The following is a 26,920-nucleotide window of genomic DNA, read 5'->3' on the forward strand; positions in this document are numbered from 1 at the left end:
CTATTAACTATTAATTAAACATAGAGGGAGATAATAATGAAATTAAACACAAAATATCATGGAGTACTAAACTATGAAAATGAAGATATACTAATGTTTAAAAAAGGCATTCCTGGTTTTGAAAACTTGAGAAAATTTATACTGGTTCCTGCAGAGGAAAATAATTTATTTTATATACTTCATTCTATTGAAGATATTAATATAGGAATTGTGGTAGTTTCACCCTTTAATGTATTGAAAAATTATGAATTTGATTTGAACGAAATTAAGGTATGCGAGCTTAATATAAAAAGCAAAAAAGATATTATTGTAGTAAATACAGTTAACTTAAGTACTAAACTAGAAAATATAACAGTTAATTTAAAAGCTCCCATAATAATAAATAAGAATGAAAATATTGGGGAACAATTAATACTGGATAATGTAGATTATCCAATAAAATACCCACTTTTTAAGGGGGAGTTTTAATTGCTAGTTATAAGTAGAAAAAAAGGTGAGTCGCTTCGTATAGGAGAAGATATAGAAATAACTATTGTAAAAATAGAAGAAGGAAGTGTTAAACTTTCTATATCTGCACCTAGAAATATAACAATACTTAGAAAAGAACTTTATAAGGAAGTAGAAGAGGAAAATAAAAATGCGGCAGCTTCAGATATGAGTGTATTAAAAAAGATAAAAAAATAGTTTTATTAAAAAATTATAAAGAGGTGTTTGGCATGGAAGTTAAAGATGTAGGTCAAGGAAGACAGCTATCTTTAAGTTTTAATACATCTAGTGATGTTTTGCAAACTGAGCAAAATGCAGATGTAGTTAACAAAACTGTAGATAATAAATTATCAAATAGTGAAAATGTAAATGAAAAAGATGTAAAAAAAGCTGTAGATAAAATAAACAAGTTAATGGAAGATACGCCTACTCATTTGAAATATGAAGTGTATGGAAAATTTAAAGATATAATGGTAAGCATAGTAGATAATAATACTAATAAAGTAATACAAGAAATACCACCTAAGAGTATAGTGGATATGGTAGATAAGCTTTGTGAATTGGCTGGAATTTTTCTAGACAAAAAAGTTTAAGACATTGATATTATTCTAGGGGGGATTTTAATGGAATTTAGGTTAAATAAAGTAGACCTGGAAGTTCGCCGCAGAGTAAAAGAAACTACAAGTGCAGGGAAAGTTCATAATAAATCAGGGATTTTTATAAATAAAGATTACAAAGGTAAGGGAAAAAATAGTCAGGGAGATTTTAAGTCAGAACTCACCAAATACAAACAGGGCAAAAATAAAAAACGTATTTTTGTAGAAGCAAGTAAAGTGGAAAAAGTTGAAGTAAAAGCTTTTAAAGAAGAAAAGGAAAACCTTTCAATAGATAATGAAAGAGGAAATATTTTAGATGTTAAAAAATAATTAATAGTTAAGAATTAAGAATTAATAGTTATGGATGATTTTCTTACGTTAAAACTTCAGAAAATCTAAAATGGAACTATTTAAGCAAAGCTTTGAAAAAACTTAAGTTTAAGATTTTTCGTAGTATAGTGGAGAAAAAATATCATTCATTATTAACTTTTAACTATTAATTTTTAACTTAAAAAAGGGAGGTTTATTGTATGTATGCAGGAAATGCTTATAAAACGTATAAAAGTAACAGCGTAAATTATGCCTCAAAGGAACAGCTCCTTTTGATGCTGGTAGACGGGGCATCAAAGTTTTCAAAAATAGCAAGACAGGCGATGATGGACAAGGATATAAAAAAAGCTCACGAAAATATAATCAAGACTCAGAATATATTTAATGAACTTATGATATCTTTGGATGTTTCCAAGGCAGGAAAATGGGGACAATCTCTTATGAGCGTATATGATTTTATAGTTAGAAGATTAGTAGACGCAAATATGAAAAAAGATGTAAAAATAATGGATGAGGTAATTCCATTAATAGAAGATGTTAGAAGCACATGGGAAGAAGCCTATAAGATTTCTAAAACAAGCAAGTAAAAGCTAAGAGTTAATAATTAAGAGTTAAGGAAGTTTTAGATTTTCTGAAGCAGAGGGTAAGAAAATCATCCATAACTATTAACTATAGACTATTAATTATTAACTAAATAAAAGGGGAGGTTATAAATGTGAGTGATGTAAGTTCAGTAGCATCCGGTACTACTGGTGCCGGCGGCGGTAATATGATTAGATTAACAGGTTTGGCATCAGGTCTTGATGTGGATGCATTAGTAAAAAAAATGATGGCAGGGGAACAGACAAAACTTGATGAGGCCCAGCAGACACAGCAGACTGAGCAGTGGAAGCAAGAGGCATATCAAGATATTATTAAGAACATAAAGGAGCTGCAAAGTAGTTTTTTTGATTCAGGGACTTCAGATAAAAATATTTTATCACAATCAAATTTTGCACCATTTACTGTAAGTGCTGCTAATGGGGCGTCTACAGTAGATACATCAGTGGCAACATTTACTCCAATGGTTGGAGCACAGACAGGAAAATATACAGTATCAGTTGCCCAATTAGCTAAAGGTGCAGGAGTAACTAATACGTTAGCAGCAGGAACAAAACTTACTACAAAATTAACTGATATAACAGGTACAACTGCAGAGGGAGCAGAAGCAACTAGTTTAAAGAAAGTTATTACTTTAACAGTAAATACAGGTGTTAGCGATGTAAATATTACTTTAGATAATACGGATGGAAAAGCTACAGTAGGAGATTTAATTACTGCAATAAATAATCAAGGTACAGGCAGTGTAAAAGCGAAATTTAGCGAACTTACAGGAAAATTTACATTATCTTCAGCTGGTACAGGGAAATCTTCAGCTTTAACGATAAAAAGTGGGACTACGGCTTCACTGTCTAGTATAATTGGATTTTCTACTGATGTAGTTGAAAATAAAGGAACAGGAACCATTACTAATACTGTTACAAAAGATGGTGTAACTACAACGAGTACTGTAACTGCAGGAGACTGGAAAATTACCAGTGAAAGTGCAAGTAACTATAAAGTCACAGATGCTGCGAAAGTTGCAATTCAAAATTCGCAAAATGCAGATGTAACTATTACTGTTCCAGGCGGCAGTCCTATTACTTTAAATGATACAAATGGTAATGCACAGTCTACTAATAATTTTACTATAGATGGAATGAATTATATGTTATCAAGTGAGGGAGCTGATGCCACTGCATCAATAAATGTTGGGTCAGATACGAGCAAGGTATATGACAAAATTAAATCATTTATTGATAAATATAATGCTATAGTGGACGGTATTCAAACAAAACTCACTGAAAAGCCAAACAAGGACTATAAGCCTTTGACAGATGCACAAAAATCACAGATGACCACTTCTCAGATTACAGCTTGGGAAACTAAAGCTAAAGTGGGCATTCTTAGAAATGATGATAATCTTGAAACTATGCTCAATGATTTATCAACGGCATTTACTACAGCAGTAAATAATGTTGGACTTTCGTTAGGTCGTTATAGCAGTAATAATTTTGGTATAGATACATCTAAAGATTATACTACACCTTCTCATATTGATATAGTTGACCCAGAACAATTAAAAACGGCTATAGCAACTAAAGGTGACCAAATATCCAAAATGTTTACCAATATATCTGCTATTCCCAATACTATAGCAAAAGATGGCACTGTAGAATACGACAGCAGCCTTGGACAATATAAAGAAGATGGAATTTTAACTAGAATTTCAAAGATATTACAAAAAAATGTTGGATATACAAATACGACTTTTAATAGTGCTATACTGACTTCTTTTGCAAATAAGCAGTACGACTTTACTCTTACAGGAACTGGAGGAAAAAATACACTTCCAGATCAAATATATGAACAGCAGCTTAAAATAAAAGATATTAAAACAAAAATGGCTACTAAGCAAGAAAAATATTACCAGCAATTCTCCAAACTGGAAACTGTAATGAATCAATTAAATGCTCAACAGTCAGCATTATCTTCTATGCTTGGAAGTTGATATAAAAATTAGAATGGGGAATAAATGATGGATTTATATTTGGAAAAAGATATGGAGAATTTAAGGAATATCACCTGTGAACTTATTAATAAACTTGAGAATGATGATTATGATGGACTTGAAAGTTTAATGAGTGAAAGACAGAAGTTGTTGGATAATTTAAAAGAGTTGAATTGTACAAAAGAACAATATAATGATGCAGTCAAACAATTTAAAATAATTGATTTTCAGAATAAATTATCAAAAATGATGTTTGAAAAGAAAAAAGATTTAAGAAGAAAAATTGATGATATATCTCAAAAAAGAACTTTAACAAAAAGTTATAGTAGACATATAGGTACTACTATATTTAGTAAAAAAATATAATTAGATTATAGAAATAAATAAAAAACAATTTAAAAGTCGAAAAAAGTAGTAAAGTAAATAAAAATAGCAACGATAAAATAAATAACAAAGCGTAAAGTAAATAACAAAGTTCAAATAGCAAATAACAAAAAATGAAGGTTTTCAGCTTTAGCTGAAAATCAACCTAAATTTGAACTTTGATATTTAAACTCTGAACTTTGATTTTGTTAGTAGACCTGAAATTAATTGTCAACTGTCAATTGTCAACTGATTAAGGGTTTAACTATAAATAAAACGGGCAAGGACGCCCAAGTAAAATTCAAGGAGGAATTTATTATGATAATCAACCACAATTTAGCGGCAAATAATGCAATCAGAAACATGAATGTTAATTCAGGTAATGCAAGTAAAGCAATGCAAAAACTTTCTTCAGGTTTAAGAATTAATAGTGCAGCAGATGATGCAGCAGGACTAGCTATATCCGAAAAAATGAGAGGACAAATCAACGGACTTGATCAGGCTTCAGCTAATGCTCAAGATGGTATTTCAATGCTGCAAACTGCTGAAGGTGCACTAAATGAAACCACATCAATTCTTCAAAGAATGAAACAATTAGCAACTCAATCAGCCAATGATACTAACGTAGGTGATGATAGAACTCAAATTCAGGCTGAAATGAACCAATTAACTTCAGAAATTAATAGAATAGGTAATACTACTGAATTCAATACTCAAAAGTTACTTAATGGTGGTGGAGTTGATCCTAAGTTAGCTTCTAAAGCAGGTGCTTTGACTGTACCTTCTCAGCTTGAAGGCGGTCAAGTTGGTGTAACTCAATTAACTAAGACCTTTAGCATTACTAGTAACTTTACAACTGCTGATGATGGAAAAACAATAACTTTTAATCTAGGTGGAAAAGATTTAACATTTACCTTAAACAAAAATATTTCAGGTGCAAATTCAACTGCAACACAAATAGGAATTAGTGATACAGCAACTAATGTCAATTCTGCTGATGCAGTGGAAAAAGCTTTAGGACTTGCAATTGCTGCTGATGCTGATTTATCTAGCAAATATCAACTTACTGTAGCTTCAAATGCTGATGTAGTTGTAGTTGCTAAAGCATTATCCTTCAGTAATGGAAAATTAACGGGTACTGATGCTGGAATTAATGGCTCTGTAACTTATAGTTCAAGTGCTGCTATGGCGACTGCAACAGTAGCTGAAGCTGTTACAACTGCTGGAGCTGGTGCTAATGCAAGTGCTACAATAGATTTTACTGGCAAAACTGTAGCTGATTTAAAAGGCACAGGATTTGTAATTGATGGTAAGAAAGTAGATTTATATGATAGTACTGATGGAGCTTATAGTGGATATGCAGATTTTGCAGTTGATTTAAAAGGAGCTGGAAATGCTGAGGCAATAGTGGATAAAATAGTTTCTGCTTTATACAATGGAACGGGTGCAGCAGTTGACAAGTTTGGCGTTAGTGTTGCTGATGGGGATTCTTATCTACCAAATGAATATGTAAGCAAGACTGATGGAACCAAATTACAAATTACTGCAAAGACTACAGGAATAGCAGGAAATGCATATACGCTTTCAGATAACTCAACTGTAGCTGTTTCAAATTTTATTGGAAGTGATAAGCTTACTAATGAAAGTGTAGTTTCAGCTAAGGGACTTAAGGATGGACAGCAAACAGTAACTATTACAAACCAAGCTGCAAGCACAAGCACTTCAAGTAGTGCAGTTAGTGGTGGAGTTGCTGCTGGTGATTTAACAGGTTTATCCATCAGTGCTAATACAAGTTTAGCTACAGGAACTTATCGTTTGACTAATGATGGTAGTGGTACTGTAGATATGGCTCAACTACAAGTTTTAGGATCGGATGGAACAACTTGGTCAACTGTATCGGGATATGATCATATTTCGATATCAGGTTCAGCACAAACTGCTGGTGATTTAACATTTGCTCTTGCAACAGGTGGTATTACTGCCACTGCTACAGTTGGTACAGATGCTGTTACATTCCAGGTAACTCAAAATCACTATGAAGCACAATTGACTGAAAAAGATGGAACAATAGGTAGTGCAGTAAATGTTGTTTCAGGTCAACAAAATGTTAGAGTAACAGCTCAAGATGGAGTAGGCGAGGCTGTAATAAATGTAGGAGATATTTCTTCATCATTGTCTACTGGAAGCAGTACAACGTTTACATTTAATACAAGTGCAGCAGGTGTGAAAAACGAAGCCGTTGGTGGAACATTTACAGCTAAATTTCAAATAGGTGCAAATCAGGGACAAAGCTTCCAAATGGATGTAAAGGATATGAGATCACAGGCTCTTGGGATAGCTGGAACAACTGCAGGAGCTTCCCAAGGTGTTGTTGATGGAGCTAAATTTACAACGACTAAATCCGTATCAAATGGAACTGATAATGTAAGTGTTGAATCTGCTCTTGATATTTCCACACACGATACTGCTACTGCAGCAATCAAGGTTATTGATAATGCTATTAATGCAGTATCAACGCAAAGAGCACAACTTGGTGCTTACCAGAATAGATTAGAGCACACAATAAATAACTTAGGAACTTCATCAGAAAACTTAACTTCTGCTGAATCAAGAATAAGAGACGTTGATATGGCAAAAGAAATGTCAAACTTCTCAAAGAACAATATTTTATCTCAGGCTGCTCAAGCTATGCTTGCACAAGCTAACCAACAACCGCAGCAGGTTCTTCAGTTATTAAGATAATACTATCAAAGAATTAAGGGTTAAGAGTTAAAAATTATAGAAAAAAAGGAACTGCAAAATCTTAATTTTGCAGTTCCTTTTTTGTGCTTAAAGATAAATGTATGTGGTAAAATGTATGTGGTAAATAATAAAGTACAAAGAACAAATAACAAAAAATGAAGATTTTCAGCGTTAGCTGAAAATCAACCTAATTTGGACTTTGAACTTTTTAATGAATAAGCAATGGGGAAGTGATGATAGTGAAAAGAATATCCTTAGGTTATAGTGATTTTAAAAGAACAATAGAAGACAATTACTATTTTGTAGATAAAACTTTATTCATAAAAGAAGTAGTGGAGGATGGAAGTGCAGTTATACTACTGCCAAGACCAAGGCGATTTGGAAAAAGTATGAACATGAGCATGCTCAAATGCTTTTTTGAAAAAACAGAAGAAAGCAATAGGGAGCTTTTTAGAGGTTTAAAAATATATTCGGATAAAGAAATAATGAAAAAGCAGGGACAGTATCCAGTTATATTTATAACATTTAAAGATGTAAAAGATAGCAGCTATGATAAAACTGTAGAAAAGATAAAAGATTTAATAATTGAAGAATATACAAAATATATAAAATTACTTGATGCTGATATCTTGGAAAAACCTGAAAAAGCTTATTTTCAAAGAATAATAGATAGGGAAGCATCAGAAGGTGAATATGAATTAAGCCTAAAAAATTTGAGTAAATTTTTAAGCAAATATTATAATAAAAGAGTTTTTATATTAGTAGATGAATATGACGTACCAATACAAAGTGGATATTTAAATAATTACTATGACAAAGTAATAGAATTTATAAGAAATTTATTAAGTGGAGCTTTAAAGGATAACTCATATCTTGAAAAAGGGATACTAACAGGAATACTCAGAGTGGCAAAAGAAAGTATTTTCTCCGGGCTTAATAATATAAATGTATGTACAATATTAAGCAGTGAATATAGTGAATATTTTGGCTTCACAGAGGAAGAAGTAGAGGAAACACTAAAATATTATGGAATAGAAGCTAACATGGAAGAGTTGAAAAACTGGTATAACGGATACATTTTTGGAGATAGAGTTATATATAATCCCTGGTCTGTATTAAACTATGTAAAGAGATGGAAAGATGGCTTTAAACCTTACTGGACCAATACCTCAAGTAATGACTTAGTAAAAACGCTAGTTACAAAAGGTGGAGCTGATTTAAAGAGAGATTTAGAAGAACTTATTAAAGGCAATCCTATAGAAAAGCGAATAAATGAAGATATAGTTATGGGAGAAATAGATAAGGATACGGAAAATGTTTGGAGCTTCTTACTTTTCAGCGGGTACTTGAAAGTTGTAAAAAAGAGACTTGATATGGGAGAGATGTATTGTAATTTAAGCATACCAAATATGGAAGTAAATTATTTATACAGGCAGATAATACTAGGTTGGTTTAAGGAAAGCATAAATAACGACAAGTTTAATATAATGCTTAAAAGTCTTGTTACAGGAGATATAGAAACCTTTGAGGAAATATTTGGTGATTATATAATAAAAAGTTCAAGCTTTTTTGATATAAGTGGTGATGAAAGCGAAAAAATTTATCATTCCTTTGTTTTAGGTATGCTTGTTGCTTTAAATGATAAATATGAAGTGAAATCTAATAGAGAAAGTGGCTATGGAAGATACGATATAATGATTATACCAAGAGATAAACAAAAATTAGGTACAATAATTGAGTTTAAAAAAGTAAGAAAAAAAGAAACTATAGAAGAAGCGGTAGATAAGGCTTTAAAACAAATACAGGAAAAGAAATATAGAGTAGAACTTGAAGATATGGGAATAAAAAATATACAGGAAATTGGCATAGCTTTTGAAGGAAAAAAAGTGTTGGTTAAACGATAGTTAAAGAATAAAGTACAAAGAACAAATATCAAATAATGATAATTTTCTTCCTAACGTCAGAAAATATTAAAATTATAGATTTCCTGAGGTACGAGGGAAATCATCCACATTTGTTCTTTGGTATTTGAACTTTGTACTTTCTAAAAGTTTTGCTTATTAAGCAAAACTTTCCCATGTGCGAAGGTTGGTTATTTAAAAATAAAAATTTTTTATTTTTTATATAAAGTTTCTTAAATTTAAAACGAAAATTTAAATAAGTAGAAACAACAGGAAGCACAAGAAAAAAATATCTCAAATGGATATAAAGTTTCCTGTAAATATACCGAAAATTTAACATAAAAGTTTATAAAGAAAAAGTCAGGATGACTAGTATACCTATTATACTCTGCAGGAGGCAGATGTGAGTAGGTGTATTAGTTGTGCTTTTTTGATTATAAGAATCCAGGGAGGGACATTAAATGTTAGTATTAGGCAGGAAGCCAGGAGAATATGTGGTAATTGGAGAAAATATAAAAGTTAAAGTTGTAAAAAGTGATAAAGGAGATTTAAGACTTGCTATAGATGCTCCTAAAGATGTAGAAATCACAAGAGGTGAAGTTTGGGAACAGCAGAGTAAGTGAATAATTAAGAATTAATAATTAAGAATTAGTTATTGGAAAAAGTTTTTTATTATATTTGAAAAAGATGATAAAATCATCCATAACTATTAATTTTTCACTATTAATTATTAACTGTTAAATAAGAACTCAGGAGGAGTCAATTGTTTCCGTGATTCAGCAGGATGCTGATGGGGCGGAGATGGTTGGCTCCTTTTTTTAGTTAATAATTAAGAATTAATAATTAATAGTTAGTTAAATCAGATAAAACTGATTAAATCCTAACTAATATGTCTAGAATTTTAGATATATTTACAAAGTTAGGAGATTAAAAAGTTGAAGGATAGTTTGATTTATAATAAAGCATTTAAATTTTCCATAAAAGTAGTTAATTTATACAAATATTTGTGTAATGAAAAGAAGGAGATTATTCTTTCTAAACAGCTGTTACGTTCTGGTACAAGTATAGGTGCTAATGTTAAGGAAGGTTTGTTTGCTCAAAGTAAAAGAGATTTCCTATCAAAAATGAACATAGCACTTAAGGAATCTTCAGAAACCATGTATTGGTTAGAACTTTTAACAGCAACTAATTATATAGATATTAATACATCAAAAATAATTTTAAGTGAATGTGAAGAGTTAAGTAAAATACTGGTCTCAATAGTTAAGACAACAAGACAAAATTTAAAAAATAATTGAGATTAAAATTAATATTTTAAAAGATTTTCTGAAGCAGAGTGGAAGAAAATCATCCATAACTATTAATTCTTCATTATTAATTATTAATTAACTTGTTAGTAAAGCCTTAGGGTTTAACTATAAATAAATCAAACCTAGCACAAGGAAGTGCAGGTCTCAAAAAATCAGGGAGGGAAATATTATGATAATAAATCATAACTTAATGGCAAACAATGCTATAAGAAACATGAATATTAACTCAGGTAATGCATCAAAGTCTATGCAAAAACTTTCTTCAGGTCTTAGAATCAACAGTGCAGCAGACGATGCAGCAGGACTAGCTATATCAGAAAAAATGAGAGGACAGATCAATGGTCTTGATCAAGCATCTTCTAACTCTCAAGATGGTATCTCAATGATACAAACTGCTGAAGGTGCATTAAATGAAACAACTTCAATTCTTCAAAGAATGAAACAATTGGCAACTCAGTCAGCCAACGATACTAACGTAGGAGATGACAGATCTCAAATACAGTCTGAAATGAACCAATTGACTTCAGAAATTAACAGAATAGGTAACACTACTGAATTCAATACTCAAAAGTTACTTGATGGTGGAGCTTCAGCAAGTGGAGTTAAAAATTCAAGCACAGAAGCAACTGGAGTTGCAGCAAAAGGTGGAGAAATTAAAGCTTTAAATGCGATTGATATTGGTAATTCTGCTATATCAAATACAAATGATTCTGCATTAACATTAACTTTTCTTGTTACTGATAATGGTTCTAAAGCTGTTACATTTACAGTAAACGGTGCTTCATTTAAAACATTATATGATCAGACAGATGCTGGAAAAGCAGGCAAAGATGCAACTAATGATATGAGAAGAGCTGCAATACAGAAAGTATTGGGAGAGATATCATCATCAAGTGCATTTACAATGCCGAATGGAACAAATTTAAGCAAAGTTACCCTTGCAGATGTAGCTAATATTACTGTTTCTGATGATGGTAAGTTCTCTATTTCATCAAAAGTAGGTGGAAAGGATATAGAAATTTATAAAACAACATCTACTCAGTTTGGTACTCTTTTAGGCATAGCTGCAGGAACAACAACTGTAGGTAAAGGAACGGTTCAAGAAGAAGCTACAATAATTGGAACAAAATCAATTCAAGGAACGGATATGTTAAACCGTGATGATTGGGCAGGTAAAACATTTACAGTTACGTATGATGGTAAAACTGCAAACATTACATTGGGAGCAAGTATTGGTACTTCATCAGCAGGAACAATATCAGTAACTAATTTGAAGGCTGCCTTTAATACTGCATTTAGCTCTGTTTTTGGATCAGGTGCGGTTGCTGCTAGTATAGGAACTAATCCAAATAATATTAATGATACAAAAACATACTTTAAATTTAAAACAACAACTGCTGCTGCAGATAATGCTCAGGGAATTGCTCCGGATGTTGAAATATCAGGAGATAATTTAAATCAACTTCTTGGTGATTTTGTTCCAGGTTCATCTGCTATAGGTGGAACATTTAAGGCTGTATTCCAGATAGGTGCCAATATGGGACAAAGCTTTGAAATGGATGTTAAGGATATGAGAGCTAGAGCACTTAATATATCAGGAACAACAGCAGGTGGTGATCAAGGTATTATTGATGGAGCTAAGTTTACATCAACTAAAACAGTATCAAATGGAACTGATAATAATAATATTGAATCTTCTCTTGATATTTCGTCACATGATACTGCTACTGCAGCAATAAAGGTTTTAGACAATGCTATTAATGCGGTATCAGCACAAAGATCACAACTTGGTGCTTATCAAAATAGATTAGAGCACACGATAAATAACTTGGGAACTTCATCAGAAAACTTGACTTCTGCTGAATCAAGAATAAGAGATGTTGATATGGCAAAAGAGATGTCAAATTACTCAAAGAACAATATCTTACAGCAGGCAGCACAAGCTATGCTTGCACAAGCTAATCAACAGCCACAGCAGGTTCTTCAACTTTTAAGATAATAAAAGAATAAAGGGTCAGGGTTTGTCTCTGACTCTTTTTTAAACTACTATTTTTATAGAATGACAATGATAAACTGTTTCTGTATAATTGTTCTTGTATAAAGATAGTATTTTACTGATGAAAGGAATGAAATTTATGCTTTTAAGTATAGCAATGATGGTAAAAAATGAAGAAAATCATCTTGAAGAATGTTTAAAAAGCCTACAACCAATAAGGAATAAAATTAAATCGGAGTTAATTATTGTGGATACTGGTTCAACAGATAGGACTGTTGAAATAGCAAAAAAATTTACTGATAAGGTTTATTTTCATAATTGGAATAACAATTTTTCTGAAATGAGAAATATAACTATAAATTATTCAAAGGGTGATTGGATTTTTATAATAGATGGTGATGAAGTAGTAAATAATTGTGAGGAAATGGTGAAGTTTTTTGTAAAAAAACAGTATTGTAAATATAACTCTGCTACACTAGAGGTAAAAAGTATTCAAAGTACACGAACGGAAGATTATGCACTTATTGTCTCCCCTAGGTTATTTAAAAATGATGGAAACTTTTATTATTCGGGTGCAGTTCATAATCAAGCTCATTATGAACTTCCAACTGCAGCAATTAAATCAGATATTATACATTATGGATATATATCTGATGATTTAGAATTAATGGAAAAAAAGTTTAAAAGAACATCCACACTTCTAATAAATGAATTAAAAAAGGACCCCCAAAATGTATATTATAGATATCAACTTTCTGTATCATATGCTATGCATAAAGATTTTAAAGAATCGTTAGAAGAAGCTAGAAAGTCATATAATTTCATGAAAGGTTTAAATGTTGAGGATTATAAAGACTATTTGTTTGTTTATAACAATTATGTAAAGCAATTACTTCAGAGTGGAGAGTATGATGAAATTGAAACTATAGTGAAAGAAGCTTTATCAATAGACGAAAACAACTTGGATTTATATTTATATATGGCTAAATTGAAATTTGTAACAGAATTTCATGAAGAAGCAAAACTATATTATAAAAAGTACCTAGAAATTTTAAAAAATGAAGATATATCGAAACTTAATATGACAGTTATAGTTTATACTGCTGATAAGTTTGAAATTGCATATAAAGATTTGTTTAGTATATATTACGAAGAGAATAATTATGAACAAGCTAAAGAAATGTTAAATCATATAGAGGATATAAATTTTATAGTTGATAATATTGATAAAATAATAAAGTGTTTCATTATAGATAATGATTTTGAATCTTTAAAAGATTATTATATAAAGTTTGCTATAGGAGAAAATGAGACTGCATATAAATCCTTTTTATACAGTGTAGAAGAATTGCTAAAAGAAGTAGGAGAAAGTATCAGGCTTGGATTTTATAAGTTGTTCAGTGATGAAGAGTCTAATTATAGTACGTTAAATAAAATTAGGTTAGAATATTATCTCGGTGATAGAAAAGTTATTGGTAGTGAAATTGAAAATCTGGCATCAAAAATTAATTTAAATAAGGCACCAGCATTCTTTGGTGATATATTTTATTATGCTGTAAAGATAAATTTTTCATTAGATAAGTTATTTATAAAGGTTAGTGAAAAAAATTTAGGTACTTATTTAAAATATATTAAAGAATATCATACAGATTTTAATGGTAGCGTTACAAATTATTTAAGGTTAGAAAAAAGTGAAAATATTGGAGCTTATAAAGTTGGAAAAACACTGCTTAGAACTTTACTTTCAGATGAAGGTTTAAGTGACCAGGATTATTTAAAATTAACCAAATTATATATTAATTATGGTATTAGTTATGTTGAAAATTTGTATAATACTGAGATTTTAGAAGAAGAATTTTTATATGAAATGAAAGATAATGAAGAAATATTCTTTTTAATAATGAGAAAAGCTAATAATTGCATTATTAGAAATGATGAATTGAATTATATAAGAAATTTAAAGAAAGCTTTAGAGCATGTTCCTGTTATGAAAAGAGGAATAGAACTTTTGTTAAATGAGATAGATGAGAAACAACAACATACGAATTCAGAAATGGAAAAGCTCAAAGTTGAATTCAAGGAAAATATTAAGAATATGATTAAAAATGGAAATATAGAAGCTGCAGAAGCTTTAATTGAAGAATATGAAAATATAGTAGATAATGATGCTGAGATAGTTTTATTTAAATCGCAGATTTCCATTGAGAAATTAAAAACAAGTAATAGGTATAAAATGTAATCAAGATATTCGGAAGAAGGTGATAATTTGAAGGATGATATAAAAATTCAAATAAAAGAAAATATACAGACTTTAATTAATGCTGGAGATTTAAAAGAAGCTAAATTATTTGTGGAACAATACAGGAATATAGCTAAAGATGGTGTTGAAGCATATTCTATGGACGCGGTTATTTTGATCATGGAAAATAGGATGGATGAAGCGAAGATAGTTCTTAAAGAAGGTTTAAATATAGATGAAAATAATTTTGATTTGAATTATAATCTTGGATATTTATATGATCAAGAAAGAAATTTTAAACAAGCATTATGGTATTATAATAAAGCCTTATATAATTGTAATAATGAACAAGCAACAAAAGAAATTAGTGAAATGATTAAAAAGATACAAAAGGAAAACAATATTAAGGAAATAGAGAATAAAAAGAAGATAGTGTTTTTTGTAAAACAAGGCATGGATAGTTTCTTAGGTGATATAATTAGAGGAATTTCAGATGAATATGAAATTAAAAAGGTTATTGTTACAAATCTTAGTCAGATAGATCATGGTATGGAGTGGGCTGATATCTGCTGGTTTGAGTGGTGTGATGAATTAATTGGATATGGGAGTAAATTACCTATTGCTAAAGAGAAGAAAATAATTTGTAGATTGCATAGGTATGAGGCTTTTACAAATTATATACAAAATGTTAATTGGAATAATGTTGATAAAATTATATTTGTTGCCAAACATATAAGAGATATTGTTATTAATAAAGTAAAATTACCTGTTAATAAGTGTGAAGTTTTATATAATGGTGTAAATTTAAATAAATTTAAATATCATGAACGTGAAAAAGGCTTTAATTTGGCATGGATAGGATATTTAAATTTAAGGAAAAATCCTATGCTTGTTATTCAATACTTTAATGAATTAGTTAAAATGGATAAAAGATATCAGTTATATTTAGCAGGACCATTTCAGGATGAATCATTGTACTATTATATAAATGATATAATAAAAAAACTTGGTATTCAGAATAATATTCATTTTGACGGATTTATTGAAAATAATAAAATGAGTAACTGGCTAAAAAATAAAAATTATTTAGTAACAGGAAGTATAGCAGAGGGACATCCTGTTGGTGTAATGGAAGCTATGGCTAGTGGATTAAAGCCTGTTATTCATTATTTTCCAGGAGCTGAAGATTTTTATCCTAAGAAATATATTTATTATGATTTGAATGACTTTAAAAAAATGGTTAATGAAAATATTTACGATTCAAAGGAATACAGGAAATTTATTGAAGCTAATTATTCTTTAAAGAAACAAATAACTACAATTAAAAACATAGTATCTGAAGTTGGAGAAGGTATAAATACCAATATAGTATTAGAAGATAGGTTGCCATTAGTGAGTGTATGCATTCCAGTTTATAATGGAGAAAAGTATATAAAGTACACTATAGATTCTGTAATAAATCAAACATATAAAAATTTAGAGATAATAATATGTGATAATTGTTCTACAGATGATACTGTTAAGATAGTTGAGTCATATAATGATAAAAGAATAAAACTGTATAACAATGAAAGTAACATAGGATATACAAATAATGTTAATAAATGTGCTGAATTATCCAATGGAAAGTATATAAAGTATGTTTATGCAGATGATACTATTGATAAAAATTGTATACAAGAAATGGTAACTGTAATGGAAAAAAACCCGGATGTAACTTTATGCGGTGTTAATTTTTGTCATATTAATGAGAAAAATGAAGTAATTAGTGAACCAATTTTGCATATGAATTCTGAAAAATATCCAAGTAAAGTATTTTTTAAAGCATTGGTTATTAATGGAAATATAGTAGGATGTCCTTCTAATGTTATGATTAGAAAAAAATCTTTTAAATCAATAGGATTATTTTCGCAAGAATTTAAATATGTGGGTGATTATAATGTGTGGATAAAATTATGTAAATTAGGCAATTATTATTTTATTAATAGAAAGTATATGTATATCAGGACTCACGGAAAATCGTTAACAAATCAGCAAATATCCAAGATTGTTAGAGTGAGAGAATTTTATTACTTATTAGATAAATATCTTGATAATATTAATTTTACACAAGTAGAAATTCAACAGGCATATAAAAATGCAAATAATAGGTGTTATTATAGCTTAAGTATTAATGATAATTTAAATGAAAAACTAGAAATAATAAAGTGTATACTAAATGCTAGTAAATATATACCTAAGAATGAAAAAGTGGAACTTATGAAACTTAAAAATACTATAAGCAATCAGATTATGAATGATAATGCAATAATTTAAAAATTATATAACTAAGAATGTTGGGGTAAGAGGTGATAATAACTATGAAAGCAGTAATATTAGCTGGTGGCTTTGGAACAAGATTAAGTGAAGAAACTGTTTTAAAACCAAAACCAATGGTTGAGATAGGTGAATATCCAATACTATGGCATATAATGAAGACTTACTCTCATTATGGAATAAATGATTTTATAATTTGTCTTGGATATAAGGGATATATTATAAAAGAATATTTTGCAAATTATTTTTTGCATCAATGTGACTTAACTATAGATTTAAAGAAAAATAGCATTCAAGTACATAGTAATTGTTGTGAACCATGGAAAGTAACTTTGATTGATACAGGTTTATCTACGCTTACTGGTGGGAGAATAAAGAGAATAAAAAAGTATGTTGGTAATGAAACTTTTATGATGACATATGGTGATGGTGTAGGAAATGTAAATATAAATAAATTACTAGATTTTCATAAAGAAAATAAAAAGTATGCAACAATAACAGCAGTTCAACCTACTGGAAGATTTGGAGCTTTAGAAATAAGTAGAAATAATTCAGTTAAAAGTTTTATTGAAAAACCTCTTGGTGATGGTGGATGGATAAATGCAGGTTTTTTTGTGCTTGAGCCAGAGATATTTGACTATATAGAAAATGATAATACAATATGGGAGAAAGAACCGCTTGAAAAACTTGCGAAAGATAATCAATTGTGTGCATATAAGCATAAAGGGTTCTGGATGCCAATGGATTCTATGAGAGATAAAACAACCCTTCAGTCAATTTGGGATAAGGGACAAGCACCATGGAAAGTATGGCAATAATAAAGTACAAAATAATGCTGTAAGAATTTTTTAAAGAGGTGTAGAAATGAAGGCTTTAGTGACAGGTGCTAATGGATTTATAGGCTCTAATTTATGCAGAGAATTATTAAAAAGAAATTTTCAAGTGTATGTTTTACTTAGAAAAAAGACTAGTATTGGTTATAAAAAAATCCAAAATATTATAGATAAATTAAATATTATTTATTATGAAGATATATTATATGAAGGTTATAGATGGAATAAATATCAGAATTTTGATTTTTGCTTTAACCTTGCTTCTTATGGTGTAGACTATAGAAAACAGAATATAGATAAAATGATAGATGGAAATGTAGTATATACAATAAACCTACTAAAGTTTTTAAAAAAGGTTGGAATAGGTAAGGTTATAAATGTAGGATCTTGCTTTGAATATGGTACTAATCATGGTGAAAAGATTAAAGAAGATTATAATATTAATCCACAATCTTTATATTCTGCTGCTAAAGCTTCTACAACTATATTATCTAAAGCATATGCAAAAAATTTAGGCATAAAATTAATTACTGCGAGACCTTTTGGAGTTTTTGGAGAAGGTGAAGGAATACATAAATTAATGCCTCAGGTTATTATGTCCTGTATTAAGAATACTGAGTTGAAGTTAACAGGAGGAGAGCAAGTAAGAGATTATATGTATATAAAAGATTTAATTAATGGCTTTATAGAATTGGCAATTAGAGATATTTCAGTATATGAAGAGTTTAACATTTGTAGTAGCATTGGAATTAAGTTAAAAGACCTTATTTTGAAAATCGCAGAAATTTCTAATGCGGATAAAAAATTATTTATTTTTGGAGGTATACCATATAGAAAAGATGAGGTTATGCATTTTATAGGAGATAATACAAAGTTAAAAAAATATACAAAATGGGAGACAAAGTATAGTTTGGAATATGGATTATATAATACTTATATATGGTATAAAAAGAAATATGAGAGAGAAAACAAATATGAGAGAGAAAACAAATATGAATAAGTATGTTATATTAGGTGCTGGTATAGCTGGAATATGTTGTGGATATTTTTTGGATAATAAATTTGTCACTATATATGAGAAAGATAATGAATATGGTGGATTATGTGGAAATATAAAAGTGAATAAATTTATTTTTGATAAAGCAGTTCATTTGTCTTTTACTAAGTCACATATAGTTAGAAGTATTTTTGACAAAACACCTTATAATAAATTTAACCCTCAGCCTTATAATTATTATAAAGGTTTATGGATTAGGCATCCTATACAGAATAATTTATATCAATTATCTATTGAAGATAGAATTAAATGCATAAAGTCTTTTTTAGAAAGATCAAATACAAAAAAAGAGTTTTCTAATTATGAAGAATGGCTTTATAATCAATATGGTAAATATATTTCTGATAAGTTTCCTAAAATATATACAAGGAAATATTGGTGTACTGAAGCAAGTCAGTTAGGAACTGGATGGATTAACAATAGAATGTATAGGCCAAGTATTGATGAAATATTATATGGTGCTATGAGTGACAAGACAGAAAATGTATATTATGCTAAAGAAATGAGATATCCAAAACAAGGAGGATACAAAAGTTTTTTAAATCCTATGGTGAACAATATAAATATAAAGTTAAACAAGAAAGCTATTCTGATAGATGCAACAAATAAATATATAGAATTTAAGGATGGAACTAAAGTATATTATGAAACTTTAATAAGTAGTATTCCAGTACCAGAATTAATTGGTATTCTAAAAGATACTCCAAGAGAGGTAATATATGCTTCAAATAAATTAATGGCAACGTCAATGAAATTAGTATCAGTTGGATTTAATAGGCCAGATATTATTGATAAATTATGGTTTTATATATATGATGAAGATATTTTGCCAGCAAGGGCATATTCACCGAGTTTAAAATCTAGGAATAATGTTCCTAATGGATGTAGTTCTATACAATTTGAAATATATGAATCACCTTGTAAAAAGGTTAACATGAGTAATAGCAATTTATGTGAGTATATAGAAAAATGTATAATAAAAATGAACATAGCATCTAAAAATGATATACTTTTTATGAATGTAAAAAATGTGGATTATGCTAATGTTATTTTTTATAGTGATATATATAGAAATAGAGAAATTATTCAAGGATATCTGAAAAAAGTAGGCATTTATTGTATTGGAAGATTTGGTAAATGGGATTATTTATGGAGTGACCAAAGCTTCTTAAGTGGTATGAATATGGCAATAAAATTAAAAAATGAAGCAGGCATTTATTAAATGATGAAATTACATAGTTAGAAATTTATATTTTATGCAATACTATATTTTATTTTGAATTACATTTTTCGTAGGTATCTATTTTGTAGAATCTAAAGCAATATTAGTATCATCTATTATTCCTAATGTCTTTGGCTTTTTAACTAAATTTTCAAAGCTTTTTTCAAATATGGACTGTTTTAAACTTTGGTTAAAAACTTGCTAAAAGTTAATGCTGAAGGCGTACTTGCCAGTACATTAAAACCAGAATCTTTAGGACAAGTTGCTAATAGACCGATTAATGCAGGATTAAAAATTGATATTACTTTTAAAAATTAAACCTTTAAGTATAAATAAAGAACTTAAAAATGTAAAATTAAATTATGATAAATATAAGGCAGATGAAATACATGGATAATAGTTTGTTTAATAATATATACGATGGGAAAAAGGTACTTGTAACAGGGCATACTGGTTTTAAAGGTTCATGGCTTTCCATATGGCTTAAAAAACTTGGCGCAAAGGTTATGGGGTATTCACTAGAGCCTCCAACAGAACCTTCTATGTTTGAAGTTTGTAAACTAGAAAGTGAGATTACAAGTATAATTGGAGATATAAGAGATTATTCTAGATTAATAAATGTTTTCAAAGAATACAGACCTGATATAGTTTTTCATTTGGCTGCACAACCTATTGTGAGACTTTCATATGAGAAACCTAGAGAAACATATGAAACGAATATTATGGGAACAGTTAATGTATTAGAAGCAGCAAGGCAAGTAGAAAGTGTACAAGCTGTGGAGGTTATTACTACAGACAAGTGTTACGAGAATAAAGAGTGGGTATATGGATATAGAGAAACAGATCCTATGGGTGGATATGATCCGTATAGTTCGAGTAAAGGCTGTGCCGAACTTGTTGTCTCAGCATATAGAAATAGTTTTTATAATAAAAGTGGTATTGCTTTGTCTTCGGTCAGGGCAGGAAATGTAATAGGTGGAGGAGATTGGGCTAAAGATAGATTGATACCTGATTTTATAAAGGCAGTCTCTGAAGACAGATCAATTGTAATAAGAAATCCTATTTCGATAAGGCCGTGGCAGCATGTATTGGAACCCTTATCAGGTTACTTATGGCTTGGTGCGTTAATGCTTCAAAACAAGGAAAAATATAATGGTGGATGGAACTTTGGGCCAAAAGGTACTGATGTATTAAATGTTCAGCAAATTTTAAAACTTGCTGTAAAAAATTTAGGAAAAGGCGAAATTGAAATAGATAGATCAGTTCAACCTCATGAAACAAATCTGTTAAAACTTGATATAAGCAAAGCTAATACTTATTTGAAGTGGTATCCAGTATATAATGTAGAGAAAGCCGTGGATAATACAATGCAATGGTATAAAAAGTATTATGAAGATAGCAATGAAAATATGTATGATTATACTATGAAACAAATAGAAGATTATGAAAATCAAGCTAAAATACATAATTTGATATGGAGTGAATGAAAATGGACAACTCAAGTTTTGATGAAAAATCTGCTAGAGATGACATTATAAATAGAGCTAGGAAATTTTATAATAATAAGCAGTCAACAAATAAGTTTATACCAGGTAAAACTTACATACCAGCATCAGGTAAAGTATTGGATGAAAATGATTTAGCTAACTTAATCGATGCATCTTTGGACATGTGGTTGACATCAGGTAGATATGCAGACATGTTTGAAAAGAAATTTTCTCATTTTTTAAATGTAAAATATTGTTCACTTGTGAATTCTGGATCTTCTGCAAATTTGATAGCACTTACTGCCTTAACATCTTATAAATTAGGAGAAAAAAGATTGAAACCAGGCGATGAAGTAATAACTGTTGCGGCTGGATTTCCAACAACAGTATCGCCTATAATTCAAAATAATCTTGTGCCTGTATTTGTAGATGTAGATTTAAAAACATATAACATAAAAACGGATGATATGGAAGATGCCATATCTGATAAGACTAGGGCCATAATTTTAGCACATACTTTAGGCAATCCATTTAACTTAAATGTAATAATGAAATTAGCTAAGAAGTATAATTTGTGGATCATAGAGGATAATTGTGATGCTCTTGGTGCTGAATACAATGGTAAATATACGGGAACTTTTGGACATATATCGGCATATAGTTTTTATCCGGCACACCACATAACTATAGGTGAAGGTGGAGCTGTTGTTACAAATGATTTGAATTTACATAATATAATTCGTTCTATAAGAGACTGGGGAAGAGATTGCATATGTCCACCAGGAACAGATAACTTTTGCGGCAAAAGATTTTCACAGCAGCATGGAAATTTACCATTTGGATATGACCATAAATATGTATATTCGCATTTTGGATATAATTTAAAGGTAACTGATATGCAGGCAGCGATAGGTGTATCTCAGCTTGAAAAATTACCTAAATTTATAAAAAAAAGAAGGGAAAATTATAAAAAATTGTATGATGGGTTAAAACAATTTGAGGAGTACTTAATTTTACCGGAGCCAACAGAAAACAGTAGCCCAAGTTGGTTTGGATTTCCTATAACTATAAAAGAAAATTCTAAATTTAACAGAAATGGTATGATTGCTTTTCTGGAAAAGAATAAAATAGGAACGAGGTTGTTATTCTCAGGCAATATATTAAAGCAGCCTTTGTTTACTGAAAATGATGTAAGATATAAGGTAATTGGAAACTTGAAGAACACAGATATAATCATGAGAAATACATTTTGGATAGGTGTTTGGCCTGGAATTGGTGATGAACAAATTGATTATATGATAGAAAAAATAGGCAGTTATTTAGGCACCCCAGGGGTGTAAATTTTGGAAACAGTCAGAAATGGCTGTTCTTTTTTATATTAATATAAAGGCAATTTTGTTTATTTTCAGCTCATATTTCGCATAACTAAATTTTCCAACTAACCAATTAGCAAGTGGGCTGCAAACATCCCACTAGGGTAACTGTGACTTGGGAAAAATAGTAAATGATTAAAAGTAATAGAGATGTCAATAATTCTTCCTAAAGAAATAAATGTAAGGGGAGAAGTGATATATTTAAAGAAGAAGAGAATTATTTAGTGTATTTGGAGAATTTAAAAGAAGCACTAGAATATTATAAGAATAGTTATGAGGTTATTTCATATACACTAATGACAAATCATGTTCACCTACAAATAAAAACAAAAGATAAACATATATGGTACTTAATAAGTAGGATAAATAAATCCTATGCAAGAAACTTTAATAACAAATATAACTATGTAGGGCATTTGTTTCAATCTAGGTACAATGCAGAAATTATTGAGAAAGATGAATATGTATTAGAGGCTAGTAGATACATTTATTTAAACCCTGTAAGAGCAAAGATGGTAGAAAAACCTGAGGATTATAGATGGAGTAGCTATTCAATGTATATTGGTAAAGAAAAAGAAAAACTAATACACAATGAAATTATATTATCATATTTTAAAGGTAATAGAGATTTATATAAACAATATGTTGAAAGTGTTCTATAGGGTAACTGTAGCTTGGAAAAAACAGTAAACAAGTGAGATAAATTGATCGATGAAAAAGAAGAACCAAAGCAAGAATTAGAAAAGGAACTGTAGTGGGCACAGTATGGGCAGAAGATGATAGACATCATGGAAGAAAAGCTACTACAAATGAAACAACTAGCAGAGCAGGCTAAGAAGGGTAATCTTACTGCAGGAGAACTAAAAGAACTGAATGCTAGGCTAAACGACTTATCAACACAGATTAGAGCATTAGATAGTGAAAGTAGAAGAACAGAAGATGGAAGAATACTTGAATGAGTATTAATGGCGGGGAATAGCTATTGGTGCTCATTTTGTTGTGGAGGCTATTCCTATTTTGTAGGGTAAATAGGGCACAGTTTCCGCCCTACTAATCCTACGAAAAAATAGTAGGGACAACCAAAAACAGCCGTGGATATCGGCACTACTGACAGTATTGTCATCTTATTTTTTACAATGTTAGTAGTGCTGATATTTATGCCTTATATAACAATATATTTGGAGAGCAGAAAAATAGGCAGAGAACAAATTGTAATTTAGATTGTTACTTTGAAATATACGTAGAGGTATAAGTACTGTTAGGAGATTTTAAAGGTATAAACTATACTAATTAGCGAATAATCGTTTATTTTTATGCAACTTATAGAAGGAATATGGAAAGTTATGTAGAATGAATTTAAATAGAATGTAATTATAAAAATGATAAAATGGAAACTCAAGATTTATTTAATATTATAGATATGCATATCTCCGAAAAAGAAGAATTTTATGTAAGTGATAATGGTAAAGAACAATTTCTGTCACTGTAAAATATCATAAAATCTAGAAATACATTGGTAATGTGATTATTTCGCGTTCACGGAGCCATCAATACGCAATTGAGAGCCACCTATTCGCATAATGATTCCACTCTGTTTTTTATAAGGTCATTCGTGGAATGATTCCACTTATTCATAAATCTTCTGTACAATAAATATGGAGCTAAAAGCTACCTAATTTTACAGAAGGGAGGCTTTTTTATGGCCAATAAAATCAAAGTGAAGCTCATCCTAGAGCTTCGAGCAGCACGTATGTCACGTAACACAATTGCAGCTACCAGGCATATGTCTAAAAACTCTGTTAGTGATGTGTTTCACATCGCTGATTCTCTCGGCATTACCTTCGATACTGTCAAAGACATGGATGAGGAAATCGTATATCGGATTTTCTATCCGGATAAGCATGTCATCGAAAATATGTATAGGAATCCTGATTATGAGTATGTTCACAAAGAATTGAAGAAAGTTGGTGTTACATTAAAACTGCTTTGGCAGGAATACTGTGATAAATGTAATAGCTCCAACGAAATCTCTATGGGCTACACTAAATTCTGCGAGGGATACAGTGATTATACGATTGCAAACAAACTGACTAATCATCTGGATCACAAGCCAGGTGTCATCACAGAAGTAGACTGGTCAGGACCAGGGATGTCTTATGTTGATGCTACAACAGGTGAAGTGATTACCGTATATCTGTTTGTTGCTACACTTCCATATAGCCAGTATTCATATGTAGAGCCCTGTCTTGATATGAAGCAGGACACATGGCTTAGATGTCATATTCACATGTATGAATTCTTTGGTGGTGTCACCATCCGTACTGTTTGCGATAATCTCAAAACTGGTGTTATATCCCATCCTAAAGAAGGCGATATCATACTTAACGACAATTATGAGGCACTTGGTTCTCATTACATGACAGCAATCATGCCAACCGGAGTCAGAAAACCTAAACAGAAAGCATCAGTAGAAGGTACTGTTGGAAAGGTAGCAACTGCCATCATTGCTAAACTTCGTAATAAGCTCTATTACTCATTTCATGAATTAAAGATGGGTGTCTCAAATGCCCTTACGGACTTTAATAACCAAAAGTTCCAAAAACGTGAGGGAAGCCGAAAGGCAGTTTTTGAAGAAGAAAAGAGTTATCTTCATAATCTTCCAATCATCCCATATGAAATCGCTGAATGGATTTATGGCAGAAAAGTAAATCTTGACTGTCACGTGGTCTATAACAAGAATCGATATTCCTGCCCTTATCAATATGTTGGTAAAACAGCAGACCTAAAAGTTACCGATTCTAACTTGGAAATATATATATCAAGGGAACGTGTTGCTACCCATACAAAGTTTCCTGATTATGTAATCAATCGTTATTCAACACACGCTGAAGACATGCCTGATCAGTTCCAACAACCTGAATGGGATAATACACGAATCAGACGACGGGCTTATTCTATCGGAAGCAGTACCGGTGAGGTTATTGATAGGATATTTGCTGGAGTAAAAATAAAAGAACAGGGATACAACCCATCCCTGTCCGTTTTACGCTTGAGCAAAACCTATTCAGAAGCCCGTCTGGAAACTGCCTGCGAGTTGGCACTAACTAGAGTCAAAACGCCCCGCTATCATCATGTTAAATCTATTCTTGCTACTAATCAAGACCAGATTTATCTAGAAAATAAAAATGCATCCGTAAAACCCAAGAAAAATACAGGTGGATATGTACGTGGTGCAGAGTATTACGGAGGTAGCAGTAATGATTAACGATGAAACAAAACGAAAACTGCGTGAACTGAATCTTAGTGAACTCATTACTGCATTGGAAATACAGCAGCGAGACATCAACTGTGTCACTCTGCAATTTGATGAACGCATACAAAGGCTGATGGATTATCTTTACCAGGAGAAATATAACAGTAAGATTCAGCGACTTATGAAGCTTTCAAAGTTCAGGCTTCCCAAAGCCGAAGTAAATGATATCTATTATTCAGAACGTGGTATTGAAAAGCAGGTGATTCAAGAATTGTCCACATGCCAGTTCATTGGAAACAATTCAAATGTCATTTTTCAAGGCTTTACCGGTTCTGGCAAAACATATCTTGCATGTGCACTTGGAAGGCAAGCCTGCAAATATCAGATCAAAACTAGGTATATAAGACTTCCAGACTTATTAGTAGAGCATGATGAGGCTTCTCTAGTCACTAAGGGCTCAGCAAAACTACTTAAGAAGTATAGCTGTTATGGATTGCTAATTTTGGATGAATGGCTACTTGAAGATATCTCTGAAGAAGAACAGCATTTCATCTTCGAACTGATTGAACGCAGACACGATTCAACATCTACTATCTTCTGCACGCAATACCGTCAGGAAGACTGGCATTCAAGACTTGGTGGTGGTGTTCATGCTGATGCCATCATGGACAGAATAGTACATAATGCAATCTGGGTTGAAACAGGATCCCTGAACATGCGTGAGTACTGTGCTAAACACAAGCTATAATTTCAAGTGGATTCATTCCGTGAATTGCTGGATTCAAGACGGATTATTACTGGTACGGAGCTATGCTCCGTACTGGAT

The 26,920-nt window shown here is 30.6% G+C and carries 23 protein-coding genes; all 23 read left to right on the forward strand.

What is annotated here, in order from left to right:
• Positions 1 to 36 precede the first annotated feature (36 nt).
• The 23 genes from fliW (at position 37) to B5S50_RS16335 (ending at position 26,842) form a co-directional block, all read left to right on the forward strand.
• The gene (gene fliW, locus B5S50_RS16220; protein ID WP_217302329.1) at positions 37 to 468 is read left to right on the forward strand and encodes a flagellar assembly protein FliW; all 432 of its coding nucleotides are present in this window, start codon (positions 37 to 39) and stop codon (positions 466 to 468) included.
• Positions 469 to 684, forward strand: a complete 216-nt coding sequence (gene csrA, locus B5S50_RS16225; protein ID WP_063600793.1) for a carbon storage regulator CsrA — start codon at positions 469 to 471, stop codon at positions 682 to 684.
• A gap of 32 nt (positions 685 to 716) precedes the next feature.
• The gene (locus tag B5S50_RS16230; protein WP_217302330.1) at positions 717 to 1,079 is read left to right on the forward strand and encodes a flagellar protein FlaG; all 363 of its coding nucleotides are present in this window, start codon (positions 717 to 719) and stop codon (positions 1,077 to 1,079) included.
• A 30-nt stretch (positions 1,080 to 1,109) separates the two neighbouring features.
• On the forward strand, positions 1,110 to 1,412 hold the full coding sequence (locus B5S50_RS16235; protein ID WP_217302331.1) for a hypothetical protein: 303 nt from the start codon (positions 1,110 to 1,112) through the stop codon (positions 1,410 to 1,412).
• A gap of 200 nt (positions 1,413 to 1,612) precedes the next feature.
• Positions 1,613 to 1,999 carry a flagellar export chaperone FliS gene (fliS, locus tag B5S50_RS16240; protein WP_127720195.1) on the forward strand — a complete coding sequence of 129 codons (387 nt, stop codon included), beginning with the start codon at positions 1,613 to 1,615 and terminating at the stop codon, positions 1,997 to 1,999.
• Between the two features lie 128 nt (positions 2,000 to 2,127).
• Entirely contained in the window at positions 2,128 to 4,002 is a 1,875-nt protein-coding gene (fliD, locus tag B5S50_RS16245) for a flagellar filament capping protein FliD (RefSeq protein WP_217302332.1), read from the forward strand.
• A 27-nt stretch (positions 4,003 to 4,029) separates the two neighbouring features.
• On the forward strand, positions 4,030 to 4,368 hold the full coding sequence (locus B5S50_RS16250; protein ID WP_065077667.1) for a flagellar protein FliT: 339 nt from the start codon (positions 4,030 to 4,032) through the stop codon (positions 4,366 to 4,368).
• Between the two features lie 315 nt (positions 4,369 to 4,683).
• On the forward strand, positions 4,684 to 7,107 hold the full coding sequence (locus tag B5S50_RS21965) for a flagellin (protein WP_368041487.1): 2,424 nt from the start codon (positions 4,684 to 4,686) through the stop codon (positions 7,105 to 7,107).
• Between the two features lie 233 nt (positions 7,108 to 7,340).
• A complete protein-coding gene (locus B5S50_RS16265; RefSeq protein WP_254306612.1) occupies positions 7,341 to 9,011 on the forward strand; it encodes an AAA family ATPase in 1,671 nt (556 codons plus the stop codon).
• 458 nt (positions 9,012 to 9,469) lie between these two features.
• Positions 9,470 to 9,631: a carbon storage regulator gene (locus B5S50_RS16270; protein WP_065077665.1), complete on the forward strand. Its 162-nt coding sequence runs from the start codon at positions 9,470 to 9,472 to the stop codon at positions 9,629 to 9,631.
• Positions 9,632 to 9,943: 312 nt separating this feature from the next.
• Positions 9,944 to 10,306, forward strand: a complete 363-nt coding sequence (locus tag B5S50_RS16275) for a four helix bundle protein (RefSeq protein ID WP_217302333.1) — start codon at positions 9,944 to 9,946, stop codon at positions 10,304 to 10,306.
• A 181-nt stretch (positions 10,307 to 10,487) separates the two neighbouring features.
• Complete coding sequence (locus tag B5S50_RS16280; RefSeq protein WP_217302334.1) at positions 10,488 to 12,317, forward strand: flagellin; 1,830 nt, start codon at positions 10,488 to 10,490, stop codon at positions 12,315 to 12,317.
• 136 nt (positions 12,318 to 12,453) lie between these two features.
• Complete coding sequence (locus tag B5S50_RS16285) at positions 12,454 to 14,553, forward strand: glycosyltransferase family 2 protein (RefSeq protein WP_217302335.1); 2,100 nt, start codon at positions 12,454 to 12,456, stop codon at positions 14,551 to 14,553.
• Positions 14,554 to 14,580: 27 nt separating this feature from the next.
• The gene (locus B5S50_RS16290; RefSeq protein ID WP_217302336.1) at positions 14,581 to 16,869 is read left to right on the forward strand and encodes a glycosyltransferase; all 2,289 of its coding nucleotides are present in this window, start codon (positions 14,581 to 14,583) and stop codon (positions 16,867 to 16,869) included.
• A 44-nt stretch (positions 16,870 to 16,913) separates the two neighbouring features.
• A complete protein-coding gene (rfbF, locus tag B5S50_RS16295) occupies positions 16,914 to 17,687 on the forward strand; it encodes a glucose-1-phosphate cytidylyltransferase (RefSeq protein WP_217302337.1) in 774 nt (257 codons plus the stop codon).
• Between the two features lie 46 nt (positions 17,688 to 17,733).
• Positions 17,734 to 18,702 (forward strand): NAD(P)-dependent oxidoreductase, encoded by a 969-nt coding sequence (locus B5S50_RS16300; protein ID WP_217302338.1) that lies wholly within the window; start codon positions 17,734 to 17,736, stop codon positions 18,700 to 18,702.
• Positions 18,695 to 19,981, forward strand: coding sequence for an NAD(P)/FAD-dependent oxidoreductase (locus B5S50_RS16305; protein WP_217302339.1), 1,287 nt, complete (start codon positions 18,695 to 18,697; stop codon positions 19,979 to 19,981). Before B5S50_RS16300 ends, B5S50_RS16305 begins: the two co-directional genes overlap by 8 nt.
• Before the next feature lie 389 nt (positions 19,982 to 20,370).
• Positions 20,371 to 21,468: a CDP-glucose 4,6-dehydratase gene (gene rfbG / locus B5S50_RS16310; protein WP_217302340.1), complete on the forward strand. Its 1,098-nt coding sequence runs from the start codon at positions 20,371 to 20,373 to the stop codon at positions 21,466 to 21,468.
• 2 nt (positions 21,469 to 21,470) lie between these two features.
• Positions 21,471 to 22,808 (forward strand): lipopolysaccharide biosynthesis protein RfbH, encoded by a 1,338-nt coding sequence (gene rfbH, locus B5S50_RS16315; protein ID WP_217302341.1) that lies wholly within the window; start codon positions 21,471 to 21,473, stop codon positions 22,806 to 22,808.
• 257 nt (positions 22,809 to 23,065) lie between these two features.
• Positions 23,066 to 23,503, forward strand: coding sequence for a transposase (locus tag B5S50_RS16320; RefSeq protein WP_254306613.1), 438 nt, complete (start codon positions 23,066 to 23,068; stop codon positions 23,501 to 23,503).
• A gap of 114 nt (positions 23,504 to 23,617) precedes the next feature.
• Positions 23,618 to 23,800 carry a hypothetical protein gene (locus B5S50_RS16325; protein WP_254306614.1) on the forward strand — a complete coding sequence of 61 codons (183 nt, stop codon included), beginning with the start codon at positions 23,618 to 23,620 and terminating at the stop codon, positions 23,798 to 23,800.
• A 740-nt stretch (positions 23,801 to 24,540) separates the two neighbouring features.
• On the forward strand, positions 24,541 to 26,106 hold the full coding sequence (gene istA, locus B5S50_RS16330) for an IS21 family transposase (RefSeq protein WP_217301825.1): 1,566 nt from the start codon (positions 24,541 to 24,543) through the stop codon (positions 26,104 to 26,106).
• Entirely contained in the window at positions 26,099 to 26,842 is a 744-nt protein-coding gene (locus B5S50_RS16335) for an ATP-binding protein (protein WP_217301826.1), read from the forward strand. The genes istA and B5S50_RS16335 overlap by 8 nt, the downstream gene beginning before the upstream one ends.
• Positions 26,843 to 26,920: the final 78 nt, after the last annotated feature.

Source organism: Clostridium sp. 001 (assembly GCF_019056555.1).
Classification (GTDB): domain Bacteria; phylum Bacillota; class Clostridia; order Clostridiales; family Clostridiaceae; genus Clostridium_B; species Clostridium_B ragsdalei.